The 14,040-nt window shown below is 66.6% G+C and carries 15 protein-coding genes and 2 pseudogenes; 7 read left to right on the top strand and 10 right to left on the bottom strand.

What is annotated here, in order from left to right; translation table 11 throughout:
- Nucleotides 1-2 precede the first annotated feature (2 nt).
- Nucleotides 3-1,472 (top strand): class I adenylate-forming enzyme family protein, encoded by a 1,470-nt coding sequence (locus ACNJ7E_RS01580; protein WP_418338882.1) that lies wholly within the window; start codon nt 3-5, stop codon nt 1,470-1,472.
- A 29-nt stretch (nt 1,473-1,501) separates the two neighbouring features.
- Nucleotides 1,502-2,746: an NADH:flavin oxidoreductase/NADH oxidase family protein gene (locus ACNJ7E_RS01575; protein WP_418338881.1), complete on the top strand. Its 1,245-nt coding sequence runs from the start codon at nt 1,502-1,504 to the stop codon at nt 2,744-2,746.
- A gap of 25 nt (nt 2,747-2,771) precedes the next feature.
- Here ACNJ7E_RS01575 and ACNJ7E_RS01570 read toward each other — a convergent pair whose 3' ends face one another.
- The 3 genes from ACNJ7E_RS01570 to ACNJ7E_RS01560 form a co-directional block, all read right to left on the bottom strand.
- Entirely contained in the window at nt 2,772-3,788 is a 1,017-nt protein-coding gene (locus ACNJ7E_RS01570) for a MerR family transcriptional regulator (protein ID WP_280779263.1), read from the bottom strand.
- A 14-nt stretch (nt 3,789-3,802) separates the two neighbouring features.
- A complete protein-coding gene (locus ACNJ7E_RS01565) occupies nt 3,803-4,468 on the bottom strand; it encodes a HEAT repeat domain-containing protein (RefSeq protein WP_280779264.1) in 666 nt (221 codons plus the stop codon).
- Between the two features lie 77 nt (nt 4,469-4,545).
- The gene (locus tag ACNJ7E_RS01560; RefSeq protein ID WP_105418064.1) at nt 4,546-5,031 is read right to left on the bottom strand and encodes a carboxymuconolactone decarboxylase family protein; all 486 of its coding nucleotides are present in this window, start codon (nt 5,029-5,031) and stop codon (nt 4,546-4,548) included.
- A 198-nt stretch (nt 5,032-5,229) separates the two neighbouring features.
- On the opposite strand from ACNJ7E_RS01560, the gene ACNJ7E_RS01555 reads away from it, so the two are divergent.
- Complete coding sequence (locus tag ACNJ7E_RS01555) at nt 5,230-6,165, top strand: RNA polymerase sigma-70 factor (protein ID WP_009476517.1); 936 nt, start codon at nt 5,230-5,232, stop codon at nt 6,163-6,165.
- Between the two features lie 13 nt (nt 6,166-6,178).
- Here the strand turns inward: ACNJ7E_RS01555 and ACNJ7E_RS01550 are convergent, their stop codons facing one another.
- Nucleotides 6,179-6,778 (bottom strand): DUF2867 domain-containing protein, encoded by a 600-nt coding sequence (locus tag ACNJ7E_RS01550; RefSeq protein WP_418338880.1) that lies wholly within the window; start codon nt 6,776-6,778, stop codon nt 6,179-6,181.
- Between ACNJ7E_RS01550 and ACNJ7E_RS01545 the strand changes: the two genes are divergently transcribed.
- Nucleotides 6,756-7,436, top strand: a complete 681-nt coding sequence (locus ACNJ7E_RS01545) for a TetR/AcrR family transcriptional regulator (protein ID WP_280779267.1) — start codon at nt 6,756-6,758, stop codon at nt 7,434-7,436. The genes ACNJ7E_RS01550 and ACNJ7E_RS01545 overlap by 23 nt on opposite strands.
- A gap of 18 nt (nt 7,437-7,454) precedes the next feature.
- On the opposite strand, the gene ACNJ7E_RS01540 is transcribed toward ACNJ7E_RS01545, so the two are convergent.
- Nucleotides 7,455-8,117: a class I SAM-dependent methyltransferase gene (locus tag ACNJ7E_RS01540; RefSeq protein WP_280779268.1), complete on the bottom strand. Its 663-nt coding sequence runs from the start codon at nt 8,115-8,117 to the stop codon at nt 7,455-7,457.
- A gap of 34 nt (nt 8,118-8,151) precedes the next feature.
- On the opposite strand from ACNJ7E_RS01540, the gene ACNJ7E_RS01535 reads away from it, so the two are divergent.
- On the top strand, nt 8,152-8,808 hold the full coding sequence (locus ACNJ7E_RS01535) for a maleylpyruvate isomerase N-terminal domain-containing protein (protein ID WP_418338879.1): 657 nt from the start codon (nt 8,152-8,154) through the stop codon (nt 8,806-8,808).
- 198 nt (nt 8,809-9,006) lie between these two features.
- Here ACNJ7E_RS01535 and ACNJ7E_RS01530 read toward each other — a convergent pair whose 3' ends face one another.
- From ACNJ7E_RS01530 to ACNJ7E_RS01520, 3 genes and pseudogenes are all read right to left on the bottom strand, one after another.
- Nucleotides 9,007-10,197, bottom strand: coding sequence for a PIN domain-containing protein (locus ACNJ7E_RS01530; protein WP_280779270.1), 1,191 nt, complete (start codon nt 10,195-10,197; stop codon nt 9,007-9,009).
- Nucleotides 10,198-10,214: 17 nt separating this feature from the next.
- Entirely contained in the window at nt 10,215-10,673 is a 459-nt protein-coding gene (locus ACNJ7E_RS01525) for a helix-turn-helix domain-containing protein (protein WP_317571073.1), read from the bottom strand.
- A gap of 283 nt (nt 10,674-10,956) precedes the next feature.
- A pseudogene (locus ACNJ7E_RS01520) lies at nt 10,957-11,172 on the bottom strand (hypothetical protein); the annotation flags it as partial.
- A 114-nt stretch (nt 11,173-11,286) separates the two neighbouring features.
- Between ACNJ7E_RS01520 and ACNJ7E_RS01515 the strand changes: the two are divergent.
- Nucleotides 11,287-11,463 (top strand): annotated as a pseudogene (locus tag ACNJ7E_RS01515) (M24 family metallopeptidase); the annotation flags it as partial.
- Between the two features lie 201 nt (nt 11,464-11,664).
- Nucleotides 11,665-12,501: a formate/nitrite transporter family protein gene (locus tag ACNJ7E_RS01510; protein ID WP_418338878.1), complete on the top strand. Its 837-nt coding sequence runs from the start codon at nt 11,665-11,667 to the stop codon at nt 12,499-12,501.
- A 203-nt stretch (nt 12,502-12,704) separates the two neighbouring features.
- Here ACNJ7E_RS01510 and ACNJ7E_RS01505 read toward each other — a convergent pair whose 3' ends face one another.
- On the bottom strand, nt 12,705-13,403 hold the full coding sequence (locus ACNJ7E_RS01505; RefSeq protein ID WP_418338877.1) for a TetR/AcrR family transcriptional regulator: 699 nt from the start codon (nt 13,401-13,403) through the stop codon (nt 12,705-12,707).
- Between the two features lie 281 nt (nt 13,404-13,684).
- A complete protein-coding gene (locus tag ACNJ7E_RS01500) occupies nt 13,685-13,948 on the bottom strand; it encodes a hypothetical protein (RefSeq protein WP_317571076.1) in 264 nt (87 codons plus the stop codon).
- Nucleotides 13,949-14,040 lie beyond the last annotated feature (92 nt).

Below are 14,040 nucleotides of genomic sequence, written 5' to 3'. Positions count from 1 at the left end.
CGATGAACTTCGCATCGCTGCCCGACCGCCGCGCCGATCTCGACCCGCACGCACACGCGGTCTCCGACGCCACCGGATCGCTCACCAACGCTCAGTTCCTCGACCGAGTTCGCGCGGCCACCCGCCACCTCCACGACCGGGGAATCGGGCCCGGAGACGTCGTGGCCCTGAAGCTGACCAACCGCACCGAGTTCGTGGTGCTGCTGTTCGCGACCTGGCGACTCGGCGCCACCATCACCCCGGTCAACCCGACCCTGACCGACGTCGAGGTCGCTCGGCAGCTCGCCGACTCCGCCGCACGGCTGCTCGTCGTCGAGGACGGCACGACCCTATTGGGTGGCGTTGCCACTCTCGCCGTCGACGAGCTGTTCCAGGAGGCGACCGAGTCCGATCACACACCACCTGCGGACTCGTCCGCACTCGCCCTGCTGATTTACACCAGCGGCACGACCGGGGTGCCGAAGGGCGTGATGCTCGATCACACCAACATCGACGCCATGGCCGAGATGGGTGTGCAGGCGCTGCAGTTGGGTCCGGCAGACCGATGCCTGCTGATCCTGCCGCTTTTCCACGTCAACGGCATCGTCGTCAGCGTCCTCACCCCGCTACTCGCCGGCGCGAGCGTCGTCATCGCCGGCCGATTCGATCCCCGAACCTTCTTCGACCTCGTCGAATCCGAACGCCCCACCTACTTCAGCGCGGTGCCGACGATCTACAGCATCCTGGCGGCGCTTCCGGCCGATGTTCGGCCCGACACGTCCTCACTGCGGTTCGGCATCTGTGGCGCCGCACCTGCCTCAGCGGAGTTGCTGACCCGGTTCGAGGACCGGTACGGGTTTCCCCTCCTCGAGGGCTACGGGCTGTCCGAAGGAACGTGCGCCTCCACTCTCAACCCTCTCACCGGACCCCGGCGCGCCGGAACGGTAGGGATTGCCTTCCCCGGTCAGGAGATGCGCATCGTCGACGAGAACGGCGTCGAACTGGGCCCCGGGGTGGACGGCGAGGTCGTCGTGCGCGGCCCCAATGTGATGCGCGGCTACCTCGGCCGTCCGGAGGACACCGCACAGACCGTCATCGACGGATGGCTGCACACGGGCGATGTCGGCCACCTCGATCCGGAGGGCTACCTGACCCTGGTGGGGCGCTCGAAAGACATGATCATCCGCGGCGGGGAGAACATCTATCCCAAGGAAATCGAGGACGTCCTCGCCGGCGACCCGTCCGTGCTCGAGGCCGCCGTGATCGGCGTTCCCGACACCATCTGGGGTGAGGTCGTCGTCGCCTATGTCCAGCCGACACCCGATTCGACCGTCGATCCCGCTGCGTTGCAAGCGCTCTGCGCGCGCAAACTCAGCCGCTACAAGCGCCCCACCGCGCTCGTCGTGGTGGACACCATCGCCAAGAACGCGGTCGGCAAGATCGACAAGGTTGCACTGCGGGCCGCCCACACAGCGCTCTCTGCAACGTCGTGACCAACGAATCCGTCTGAAAGGAAACCTCTATGACGTCCCTCCACGACCCATTGCCACTGCCTTGCGGCCAGGTGCTCCCGAACCGCATCATGAAGGCCGCGTTGAGCGAAGCGCTCGGCGACGCGCGGAACGCTCCCGACGGCCGCCTCGAGCGGCTCTACACCACCTGGAGTCGAGGCGGGTACGGTCTACTCGTCACCGGCAACGTCATGATCGACCGCACCCAGCTCGGTGAGCCGGGCAATATCGTCATCGAGGACGAACGCGACCTCGACGCACTGACAAGCTGGGCCAAGACGACCAAAGACGCCGGCGTACCGATCTGGGTGCAACTCAACCATCCGGGACGCCAGTCGAACCCGCTGGCGCTCGGGCACACTCCCGTCGCCCCCAGCGCGGTCCCGCTCGATATTCCCGGCGCGGTAACCCCGCGTGAGCTGACTCCCGGCGAGATCGAGTACATCATCGAACGTTTCGCCGCCGCCGCTCTCGTTTGCGAGACAGCGGGTTTCGACGGCGTGCAAATTCACGGTGCACACGGCTACCTCGTCGCCCAGTTCCTCTCACCGCTGGCGAACCGGCGCGACGACGACTGGGGCGGTGACCCGGAGCGGCGGATGCGGTTCGTCCTCGAGGTCGTGCGCCGCATCCGCGCGAGGGTGTCGCCCGGCTTCGCGGTCGGCATCAAACTCAACTCGGCCGACTTCCAACGCGGCGGATTCACCGAGGACGAGTCGCGCGGCGTGGTCGCGGCACTGGCGCAGGAAGGCCTCGACCTGATCGAGGTCAGCGGCGGAAGCTACGAGTCCCCCGCCATGATGGGCAGCGCCGCGGCCAGTACACGCGCCCGCGAGGCGTATTTCCTCGAGTACGCGCGCACGGTCCGCGCGCTGGCAGGAAATGTCCCGCTGGCGGTCACCGGCGGTTTCCGCTCCCGCACCGCCATGGATCAGGCGATCGGGGCCGGCGAATGCGATGTCGTCGGTATCGGCCGACCCACCGCAACGACGACCGACGCAGCCGACGTGATTCTCACCGGGCGAACCGACACCCTCACCACACACCAACTGCGATCCGGGATGCGAGGCGTCTTCGGCAAGGTGGTCGACCTGAAAACACTCGACGGGGTACTCGACCTCGGCTGGCACACCGACCAGCTGCACCGCATAAGCGCCGGTCTCGAACCCGACCTGAATCGGGGGCGCCTCGCCACCACGGTGGCACTGCTGCGCCGCAACGGCCGGGGGTCCTTCGGACGCAAACGCGGCGGCTAGCACAGACTCCGGACGGGTCGGAGGCTCAACGTTCGATGATTCGTCCGCGGTCCTGCATGTTGACGATCGCGGCTGCGGTGGCCGCGATCGTCCGGTCGCCGTCGTGGGTCAGCCCGTCGAGTGCCCGCCGGGCCGCGGTGCCGGGAATCTCGGCAAGGGCCTGCGTTATCCGCAACCGCGTGGGCGCGTCCTCGGCGCCACCGAGCGTGTCCTGCAGGGCCTGGACGATGTCGTCGGCCGAGGGTGAGACCGTCGTCAGCAGGCCAAGCACTTCGGCGGCCTCCACATCGCGCCGCCCCTCGACGACCATCTCGATCAGGGCGGGTATCGAGTCGACGCTTCCGCGGGTGCCGAGAGCGAGGGCCGCGTACCCGCGGACCGTGGCGTCCGAATCATCGAGGGCTCGTCTCAGATGAACCGCCGCCTCCGCGGTGTGGATTGCCGCTATCGCGGTAGTGACGCGACGCCGGACATCGACCTCCTCCGCGTCGAGACCGTCGGCCAGATCCGCGAGTCCCGGGCCGGCGGCCCGCGCCAACGACCACTGCAGCGCTCCGGCCACATTGGTGTCGTCCTCCGACAGGATGGCCTCGACCAGCGCTTCGACGGGCAGCGACGCAGTCCCGTCCTGAGACAGGATCGCTTGCTGACGGCGGGCCGCGGACTCCGATTCGAGCGCACGCAACAGACTGACGACGCGCAGGACGTCGTCCCACTCCGCAGGCGAGGCGGCGTCGACGCGTTCGAGCTTGCCGAGCAGTTCCTGCTCGGCAGCGATCCGCCGGCGCGTGTGCCGGATGAGGTCTCCCACCAGATCGGCCGGTGCGAAATCGGGCTCGTCCAGTGCCCGCTTGGCCTCGTTCAACGACAGCCCCAAGGTCCTCAGGCTCTCGACGTGGAAGAGGCGTCGGATGTCGTCGGCGGAGTACTCGCGGTAGCCGCCGGACGTGCGGCCCGTGGGCTTCACCAGTCCCAGCCCGTCGTAGTGGCGCAACATCCGCGTGCTGACACCACAACGCCGGGAGACCTCACCGATCAACATTCCATCGCCTCCTGCTACGCGTCCGGACCGGTGACCGCGACGCGTTTCGCCGTCTCGACCGAGAGGGTGAACCCGCTGTCGGGGTCGTGACAGAGCCGCTTCGTCGCCTCCGCATGCGCTCGAATACGCGGATCGGGATTCGTCCCGGCCGCGTCGAGGACCGGGAGGACAGCGTCCCCGAGTCCCACCAGAGCACGGCTCAGACTGAGCTGCATGTGCTGGTCGCCCCGTCCGAGTTCGGTCGTCAGATCGGCCGCGAGGGCAGCCTCGTCGCCGGGCGGCACGAGTGCCACGGCGGCCCGCCACGCGCTGCGCGCGACCTCGTCGTGCTCGTCGTGCAGCAGTGCCGACACGGCGGGCCAGGCGAGCCGGTCCCCGATCTTGGACAGGGTGTGCAGCGACTGACTGCGGGCCTGCGCGGTGTCCGACCCGAGCTCTCGGACCAGTCTCGGCACCGTGAGCTCGGTCGGGAAGCGGCACAATGCCCAGGTCAGCATGTCCCGGACGAAGAAGTCCGGTTCGACGGCGCACCGATCGACGAGAGTGTCCGTGAGATGCGGATCGGGGCGTGTGCCTGCGGAGAGCGCCGCCCGCAGCCGACCCGACGGGTCGGCTGCGGACAGTGCGTCGACGAGGTGGGCATTCGACCCACCGTGGTTGGTTGTGTTCACGACAACCACCTCCTTCGCCGACCATTCGAGTCCTTGTCACTGTGTCAAAGTCAAGGGCTCGTTGTCAGGAGGCTGTCGTCTGCCGGTCAGCTCGTCATACTGGCGAACATGCCGGGCTCGTACGAACCCGCCGGATTGCGCACGATCACGTTGATCCGGTTGGCGGCGTTGATCAGGGCGACCAGCGAGACCAGCGCGGCGATCTGGTCGTCGTCGTAGTGCTTGCGCACCTGGGCCCAGGTCTCGTCGGACACGCCGTGGTGGGCGTCGGCGAGCCGGGTGCCTTCCTCGCTGAGCGCCAGCGCGGCCCGCTCTGCCTCGGTGAACACGGTGGCCTCGCGCCAGGCCGCGACGAGGTTGAGCCGGACCGGGGTCTCGCCGGCAGCTGTGGCGTCCTTGGTGTGCATGTCGGTGCAGAAGCCGCAGCCGTTGATCTGACTGGCCCGGATCTTGACCAGTTCCTGAGTGGCCTTCGGCAGTGGCGATTGGTCGATCACCAGGGACGCGTTGGCGAACCTCTTGCCGAACTTCAGGGCGATCTCGTTGTCGAACAGGTTGAATCGGGCGTCCATGACTTCGTCCTCACTCGTGGTGTCGTGTACTGCTCGGAACGAACATGAGATGCCGGCGACCCGATCCTTGTGACAAATCGTTCACGCCGCTGCCTCGCGGTCACGTAATTTGGCAGCGGGCAACACGGCTGGGTGTCACAAAACGGCCGGGTCCGGTGTCTGGTGTGTGACACAGTCGAGAGTGAGAAGGAGCCACCCATGGCCGGCACGTCGCAGACCACACCCGCAGATCGCGGCGGGAGCCAGGACGATCGTTCGGACCCCGCCACAGAGGCGTTCGTCGCCCACCGCAATCTGCTGTTCACCGTCGCCTACGAGATGCTCGGTTCGGCCGCCGACGCGGAAGACATCCTCCAGGAGACCTGGCTGCGGTGGGCGGGGGTCGATCTCGACACGGTCCGCAATCAGCGTGCGTACCTGGTCCGGATCACCACCCGCCAGGCGCTCGTCCGGCTGCGCACACTGAGCCGGCGCAAGGAGTCCTACGTCGGCCCCTGGTTGCCCGAGCCGCTGCTGACCGCGCCCGATGTGGCCGAGGACGTCGAGTTGGCCGACAGCGTCTCGATGGCGATGTTGCTGGTGCTGGAGACGCTCGCGCCGACCGAGCGGGCCGTGTTCGTGCTGCGTGAGGTGTTCGCTCTGGAGTACGGCGAGATCGCGGACGCCGTCGGCAAGAGCCCGGACGCCGTCCGTCAGATCGCGCACCGGGCGCGGGCGCATGTCGCGGCGCGCAGGCCGCGCGGCGTCGTATCCCCGGCCGAGTCTCGAGACGCACTCGAGGCCTTCCAACGGGCGCTCGAGACGGGCGATCTGCAGAGCCTGCTCGACCTGCTCGCACCGGACGTCGTCCTCCTGGGTGACGGTGGCGGAGTCAAGCAGGCCGTGCTGCGTCCCATCGTGGGGGCCGACAAGGTGGGTCGCCTGCTGGCGGCCGGCCTGCCCCGGATCGACGGCACGGTGTCGGTCGAGCCGGTGCAGATGAATGGCTCCCCCGCGCTGATCGTCCGGCTCGACGGCGAAATCGACGACGTCGTGGCGGTGCGGATGGACGACGGCAAGATCACCGGGCTCTACATCGTGCGCAACCCGGAGAAGCTGTCGCGCGTCGAGCGGGAAACCGCGGTGAGCCGCTGAGTCCGAAAGCCGCCTACCTCGTCGCCGCTTGGTGGCGGTCGCGCCACGCTCGCTCCCATTGCCGGGTCAGGGCGGGGTACACGACGAGGTATCGGAAAGGCGCGATGGCGGTCATGTAGAGCCGCCCGAACCATCCGTTGGGCTTGACGAGAACGGTCATCTGCAGTTCGTAATCGCCGTTCGCTCCTCTCGCCCAGCCGAGATGCATCACGGTGTGCACGGTCTTGTTCGCCAGCTCGCGGGCGGACTCCGTGTCGAGCTCGTACACCGCGGTGAGGGGCATGCCCTCGTCGTCCGGGCCGCGCGGAGCGGACCGGAGATCGCTGGGCAGGCGGTCGCGGAGCGAGGCAACGCGCTCACCGACACCAGTTGAGGCATTGTCCCAGCCGAAGAGTGCCCCGAGTTTCCATCGAGCGGCGAACAGGAACCTCACCAGCCAGGGCTGCTTCGCGGGTCCGCCTGCGGCTCGCATCGCCGCGAGCATCGTCGGGAAGTCGTCGGGCCCGGCTCCGGGAGTGCGGAACGACCACACGTCCTCGACGTCGAAGTCTCGCGTGAATTCGTGGATGCGCCAGGGCTGCTCGATGTAGGTGGCCTCTGCTATTCGTGGCACTGTCGTCCCCGATCTATACGGCACCGTATATTTCATCTATACGGTACCGTACAAATTGAACGCGATCAATGGAGGTGGCCCGATTCCCGCCGTCGCCCGCACGACACGAGCCCGCTGGATAGAGGCGGGCCTCGACGCCCTCGCGCGAGGAGGGCCCGACGCCGTCCGCGTCGAGACTCTCGCCGCCGAACTCGGCGTAACGAAGGGCGGGTTCTACGGCTACTTCGACGGCCGTCCCGCGTTGCTCACCGAGATGCTCGACGAGTGGGAACGCCGCTGTACCAAAGCCGTTATCGCCCAAGCCGATGCCGAAGGCGGCACCCCCGCCGACAGAATCCGGCGCGTGGGGCAACTGACCTACTCGGAGGACTTTCAACGGATCGATCTCGCGATCCGGGCCTGGGCGCACCACGACCGGTCCGTCGCGGCGCGCCTGCAGGCCATCGACAACGAGCGGATGGACTTCCTGCGAAAGATGTTCGGCACCTTCGTCACCGACCCCGACGAAATCGAGGCACGCAGCACCCTCATGTTCGGACTTGCGATCGGCCGCCACTTCATCGTCGCGGACCACCCCGGGTACACCAAACGCGAAGCCATCCAACTCGCCGGAGAATTCCTCCTGCGCCCGTCCGGTACGAACAGCTCAGCCGGGTAAGGGTTTCCGACCGCCGACTCAGTCGAGGTGAGCCGACAGCAGCCACGCCGGCAACTTGGACCGGCCCTTCTCGTCGTGCTCCCAGCTGGCGGCCTGTTCCGGGCCGAGCAGCGCGTGGATGAAGGCCGGGCGAATGTCGTCGATGGTCCAGAACTCGGCGACGGCCTCGCGCAGCTCGTCGTCGGTCACCGGGTTCGGTCCCTCGCCCTCGGGGAAGGCGCCCTTCGCGAACACCAGGATGTAGTAGGACGCGCCGGGTGCGGCCGCCCGAGCGACCGCGCGCAGGTAGTCGCGCCGCCGGTCGACGGGAAGGGAATGGAACAGGGTGCTGTCGACGATCGTGGAGAACCGGCCGTCGAAACCCGTGAATGAACTGATGTCCGCCACCTGATATGTCGCCGTCGTCAGTCCACGCTCGGCGGCGGCGGCCTGAGCCACCGCGATGGCCGTCGGCGACAGGTCCAGGCCCACCACCGTGTACCCCTGCGCCGCCAGCTGAAGGGACGTCTCGGCATGTCCGCAGCCCGCGTCCAGCACGTCGCTGCGGAACGTGCCCTCCGCGATCAGCCCGGCGATCTCGGGCTGCGGCTCACCGATGTTCCACGGCACCGGTCCCGTAAATTCCTCCGCGTCGCCTCGGTAGATGTCGTCCCACGGCGCAACCTGGTTGTCCTCGGTCATGACATCGACGGTACGCCCGCACTACCGTGCCGATGTGGATCTATTCTCACGCTCGTGGTCGGCGTTACGCACGGCGGTCGCCGACCTGCCGGACGAGGACTTCGCACAGCAGTCCGGCTGTAGCGGCTGGCTCGTGCGGGATCTGGTGTGCCACCTGATCATCGACGCGCAGGACGTCCTGATCACCCTCGTCACCCCCGCCGACACGGAACCGACTCGCGACGCCGTGGCCTACTGGGACCTCGCCGACACGCCGCCGACCGGCGACGACCCGCTCGACGCGCTGATCGTCCGGCTGGCCGCCGCGTACCAGGAGCCTCGGCTGCTCAAATACCACTTCGACGACGTCGGCTCCGCCGCCGGCCGCGCCGCCGAACTCGCCGACCCGAATCTGCGGATCAGCACCCGCGACGAGGTCCTCACTGCAGGCGACTACCTCTCCGCGTATGTCCTGGAATCGACGCTGCACCACCTCGACCTGATCGCTTACCTCCCAGGCGTGGCGGAACCGCCCGCAGAGGGCCTCGCCCGGTCCCGCGACTTGCTGGAGAAGATCGCCGGGGCCGCATTCCCCGCGTCGTTCTCCGACAGGGACGCACTGCTGGTCGGCACCGGACGGCGGGACCCGACCGACACGGAGAAGGCCGAACTCGGCGAGCTGGCGACGAAACTCCCGCTCATCCTCGAATGACTCGGATTACGTCTACCTCAGTGATGAGTCAGCTGGATCACGCCGTCGGGCAGATTTCATCGAACGTATCGCGGACCGGATGAATCGATCTGGACGAATTCCGGTATCAGCCGAATCCGCGGGACGCTATGGACTTCTGCGTGAGGAAGCTGAAATCAAACGCGCTCGAGGTACGGGCGAGGTTCGGGTGCGAAGGAATCAGGCCGAGGCGGCGGGGTCCTCCTCGGACCCCAGGTTCCGCACCAGCCACCGATCGTCGACGAGATGCATCAGGATCGGAAACACCGGCCGAGGAACGTTCGGCTCCCACACACCGCTGTCGAGCGTCGACATCTCGTGCACATAGAGCACCTCCACACCGGGGCCGACGATCCTTGTTCCGGTACCGATCCCCCACGTCGCCGGGTCCGGCAGCATCGCCCGGAACGACCGCACATGCACACGCTCGAAATGCACCCACAGCGGATGCTCCGGCACCGGTCCCGCGAGGGTCGCCGCGACCGCCTCACCCTCCCAACCGTCGACAGTCATCTGATAATGGTTGTCCCGCACCCACCGCCATGCGAGTACCGACCGGAAGTCGGGATCCACGTTCGGCCACACCGATAACAGATCACCGTCGACGCACACCGACGTCAAGAATGCCCACGCCGCACTCACCAGCTTCGTATGCCCGAGGAACCGCAATAATTCCGCCGGATCCATCGCACGAAGCTCGAGGTAGGCCTCCCGCATCTCGGGCAGCAAGGCGCTGACCTGTTCGTCGGTCAACTCAGGAAAGGAGGACGCAGCCGGCACCGCACCAATGTCGGGAGCCTCGCCCCGGGCGACGAGCAAGGCGCGGACGGCGTTGACGAACTGTGGGGTCAGCCGCTCGAGCGACTCGAGCAGATCCCACACCGTGCGCAGCGGGAGCATGTTCCGGTCGAGCAGTACGTGCATGCTCTCGAGCACTGCTTCCGGGTCCAGATCGAGCAGATCACAGAGAAATTCGTCGGGGTGGATCGCCTCGACGTCGAACGGATCGAGGGCCGCCGGCGGGAAATCCTGCATGGTTGCGGTCACGATCACACCCGCACCGGACCGCACCGCCGCAGCCAGGACGTGCCGGTCCTTCGGATCGTTGGTCATCGCGGGGATCAGCTCACGGTATCCGCGCGATTCCTCCTCTGCGAGGGGGAATGCTCTGCGCATCTGCTGCACTCGCCGCGCCGCCTGCTGCGGCGACTTACCGAACCTCTCCCCGGACAGGTTGCGCTCGACCTCGTCTAGCAGATCCGCTGTCCACACCGGCCGGAACAACTCGGAATCGGCCAGCGTCAGCAGCAGGTTGTTCAGGGCCTGGGGAAGCATGACGCACGTGTCGAGAACTACCCGCAAGGTCGTCATAGGTCGCCCTGCCCAGATCAACGAGTCGACACGAAGCCGTCAGCGGCATCGCCCGGGTCCGGGGGTTCCTCGTGCGCCATCTCCTCGAACACCTGGCCCCGGCGCGCCCGCTCACCCTGCTGGAATTCGAGCACGTCCGCCAACTCGACCCGCCGATGCCGGCCCGGCGACGTGTACGGAATCTTCCCCGCTTCCAACAACCGCACCAACGTCGGCCGCGTAATGCCCAACAGGTCCGCGGCCTCCTGCGTCGTCAACACCGTGCGATGAGGTTCCACCGTCACCGCCTGACCCCGATCCAAAGCAGCAACCGCGTCGACGAGCAACCCCCGAACACTGTCCGGCAACGGCACCGACCCGCCCGGGGACGAGATCGACACCTCGTCAGAACCAGCAAGAACGGCCTTCAGTGCTGCGAGAAGATCCCGATCGTCGGTGGCAGGCGGCAATACCGTGTGGTTCGACCCAGCGCCCATACCTCACCATAAAACGAAAAAAACGAACACACAATGCGGTTGGGCGCAGCAACGGAACAGATGACGGACTCAGGCTCGGTCGGTGACGACCTGGGTTCACGTGGCCTACAGGGCTTCGCAGTCAGCTCGTGTTCGCGGGCTCACCACCGCCGGGCATCCAAGGATCACCACGTGTTCGTGGCGTGAGCCCAGGACGCGCAAGCTCAGCACGTGCGGCACGCGACCAGCCCCGGTCGAGCAGAGTCGCGGAGGTATCGGGAGGGCTCCGCCACAGGTCGCCGTCTCAGACGCCCAGCAACAGAATCCCGGTCACCAGCAACGCAATGACCTTGACGACTTCCAGACCGATATAGACGTAGTGCGCGTGAGAACGGGGGACGTCCTCACCGGCGAGGACGCGGTCGGATCGACGTGTCAACCGGGGGCGAACACCGACCAGTTGCACCACGAGCACCGCGACCGCCGCAGATCCTGCCACCACTACTCGGGTAGGCGGCCCGTCGATGAGGAGTCCGGCAACGAGCAGTGCCGCCCCGACCACCTCGGTCATCTAGCCTCCTTCTCCCGCTCGCCGGGCCGGCGAGCTTGATCTCAGTCAGTCTGCACCAGGCCACTGGACCTCCCCATCGCTGCCGAGGACATCACCTTCCTCGACTTCGGACCGATCTTCGAGGCTTGGGAAGCGGACTTCGGTCGCACCTATGTCCTCGGTGACGAACCCGCCAAGATCGCACTCCGCGACGCTCTCGAGTCGGTGTGGGAGCACGGCTGCAACTACTTTCATGCACACCTACGGCACGCTGCGTCGGCGTGATGCACGGCCACCGGCAGTGCACCTTCGAGACTGGTTCATCACACATGCCGCCCGGTCCCCGTGAGCGGAACGTTACTGCCCGGACAATCGTCGGGTTCAGAGCGGTAACGCGTGCTTCCTACGGTCGCTCGAAGGCCGAATCATCCGGTTCGGCACTGCCCCGCAAGGAGAGCCACGTTGTCCTATGTCAAGCCACCCGACTTGGTCACGACGATGATCGACGCCGGTGCGTCCAAGGTGTTGATGTCCACACGCGACACCGTGATTCGCGCCTACATGGGCGGTGCGATACTCGCACTCGGCGCGGTGTTCGCGGTCACGGTCGGCGTGCAGACAGGTCAACCGCTCATTGGTGCGTTCCTCTTTCCGGTCGGGTTCTGCATTCTGTATCTGCTCGGCTACGACCTTCTCACCGGTGTATTCGTGCTCGCCCCGATGGCCTGGTTCGACAAGCGACCGGGAGTGACCGGGTTCGGGGTTCTCCGGAACTGGGGTCTGGTGTTCCTCGGCAACTTCCTCGGCGCATTCACCGTCGCTGTGATGATGGCGATCGTCTTCACCTACGGATTTGCGGCCGACCCCAACCAGATCGGCGAGGCCATCGGACATCTCGGCGAGTCGCGCACACTCGGTTACGCCGAGTACGGTGCCTCGGGCATGTTGACGCTCTTCGTCCGCGGCGTGCTGTGCAACTGGATGGTCTCCACCGGGGTTGCCGGGGCGATGATCGCCACCGACGTCCCCGGCAAAGTGATCGCGATGTGGATGCCCGTCATGCTGTTCTTCGCGATGGCATTCGAACATTCTGTCGTCAACATGTTCCTGTTCCCCTCAGGCCTGCTGCTCGGTGGCGACTTCACGCTCCTCGACTACCTGATCTGGAACGAAATCCCTACCGTGTTCGGCAACATGGTCGGCGGACTGGTATTCACCGGCCTGGCCCTGTACCTCGCGCACCGGCACACCTCCGGCACCCGTGTTGCCGACCGGGAAGCAGAGCTCGAGACGCTCTGAAGAGGGCTTCGACACGTGCCGACGTGGCATCCGCTGCGTCGGCACGTGTCGTCGCTTTGTGCCGGGTAGCGATCACCTACGGATCCTGGCACGGCGAGCGTTTCAGGAACGCACGGACCGATTCCTTGCTTCGTCGAGGCGGCGGTGAACCCTCGCGAACTGTGTGGCCCTCACCGACCGAGCGGCGTATCCGAATTCGACTCTCAGCGGTTGCCGTCCGGTGATGAGGGGTCGCTTGCTGTTTCGAGATGGTGATCAGGTGAGCAATCCTGGCGGGCCTTCGTGGCGATGATCTGGACCAGGTCGTCGAGTGCGGTGAGGGTGGCGTCGCTGTCACGGTCGCCGAGCCAGCGCAGCACCAGCCCGTCGAGCGCAGCCAGGGCGAAACGCGCGATCTGGTCGACCGGAGTGCTCCAGGTGACGCCTGCCCGCTGTGCACACAGGTCGAGGAACGCGACGGCCTGTGTGTCCATGGTGCGGTACTGGTGGGCCGCGATTGCTCCGGCGGAGTCATTGCCGGCCCCGCGTTGGCGCAGGGCTTGCGCGGTGATCTCGTAGGTCAGCAACTGATGGTCGGGACTGGCTTCGATGATCGGCCACAGGCCGCGAATTCCGGCCCCCAGGAGTTCCCGAAGACCCGCAATACCGCGCAGTTCCAGAGGACCGACCAGCTGACTGAAGGCCAGGCGCATCGCCTCACTGATCTCGAGGATAAGGCACTGCCCCATCTCGGTGAGAAGCTCTTCCTTGTGCTCGAAGTGGTAGTGCACGACCCCGAGCGACACCCCGGCGGCCTCGGCCACATTACGGATGGTCAGCGCAGCCACACCCTGTTGCGCGGTGACCGCGAGCGCCGCCTCGATGAGCTGTCCACGGCGAACATCAGCGGGAAGCCTTTGCATTCCCGGATCGTATTCGTTCGATCCTCTCGAGGAGACGAATCGAACCGCCACCGTGACCCACGTCACGGTGTGCCCAGTCGGACCGCAGGGTCAGCTGCGGCTCCAGCGACCATCGTGTCGGGGCGTCCGTCCCCGTGCCCCATTGGCGGTGCCGCCGAGCAACAGTGCACGATCGCCGAGGCTCGGAAATACTCGAGATTGCCTGCCGGCGTCGAGACGATCCGTACCGATGAATCTGTGCGGCTCGGGGCCGGAGGCGAGATCGGACGTCCCGGTCGGGGCTACTTCGACGAGAGCCACAGCCTGAATGCTTCGGCCGTCGCCGCCTGCAAAGTCGTCCCGCGGGTGGCTACTTCGATCTTCACCTGCCGCAGCAACTCCGGGTCCACGCGCGCGGAGAACTGCGGGAGTTTCGTCGCACCGACGGTGACCGGAGCGGCCTCGGCTGTAGTCCTCGGGAAGAGCGGATCCGAATCACAATCCGGCGCCGCGATCTGCAGAACGGTGTCGGATGCTCCCGCGGAGTGCTCGTTGCCCATCTTCATCTCCTTGACGTACCGATGAGGTAGCTGTTCGACGAGATCGGCGGCCTCGGTGCCGCACCCTCGTGTGTTCAGTCCGGGAGGGCTGACGTTGC

It is taken from the genome of Rhodococcus mengyinensis, from assembly GCF_048381435.1.
Classification (GTDB): domain Bacteria; phylum Actinomycetota; class Actinomycetes; order Mycobacteriales; family Mycobacteriaceae; genus Rhodococcus_F; species Rhodococcus_F opacus_D.
This window is presented reverse-complemented; position numbering and strand designations above follow the sequence as displayed.

Coding starts and splice junctions, on each gene's coding strand:
- ACNJ7E_RS01580 (WP_418338882.1), top strand. CDS start 3: ATGAACTTCGCATCGCTGCCCGACCGCCGCGCCGATCTCGACCCGCAC.
- ACNJ7E_RS01525 (WP_317571073.1), bottom strand. CDS start 10,673: ATGGGCGCTGGGTCGAACCACACGGTATTGCCGCCTGCCACCGACGAT.
- ACNJ7E_RS01555 (WP_009476517.1), top strand. CDS start 5,230: ATGGCCGGCACGTCGCAGACCACACCCGCAGATCGCGGCGGGAGCCAG.
- ACNJ7E_RS01500 (WP_317571076.1), bottom strand. CDS start 13,948: ATGAAGATGGGCAACGAGCACTCCGCGGGAGCATCCGACACCGTTCTG.
- ACNJ7E_RS01540 (WP_280779268.1), bottom strand. CDS start 8,117: ATGACCGAGGACAACCAGGTTGCGCCGTGGGACGACATCTACCGAGGC.
- ACNJ7E_RS01505 (WP_418338877.1), bottom strand. CDS start 13,403: ATGCAAAGGCTTCCCGCTGATGTTCGCCGTGGACAGCTCATCGAGGCG.
- ACNJ7E_RS01560 (WP_105418064.1), bottom strand. CDS start 5,031: ATGGACGCCCGATTCAACCTGTTCGACAACGAGATCGCCCTGAAGTTC.
- ACNJ7E_RS01575 (WP_418338881.1), top strand. CDS start 1,502: ATGACGTCCCTCCACGACCCATTGCCACTGCCTTGCGGCCAGGTGCTC.
- ACNJ7E_RS01530 (WP_280779270.1), bottom strand. CDS start 10,197: ATGACGACCTTGCGGGTAGTTCTCGACACGTGCGTCATGCTTCCCCAG.
- ACNJ7E_RS01570 (WP_280779263.1), bottom strand. CDS start 3,788: ATGTTGATCGGTGAGGTCTCCCGGCGTTGTGGTGTCAGCACGCGGATG.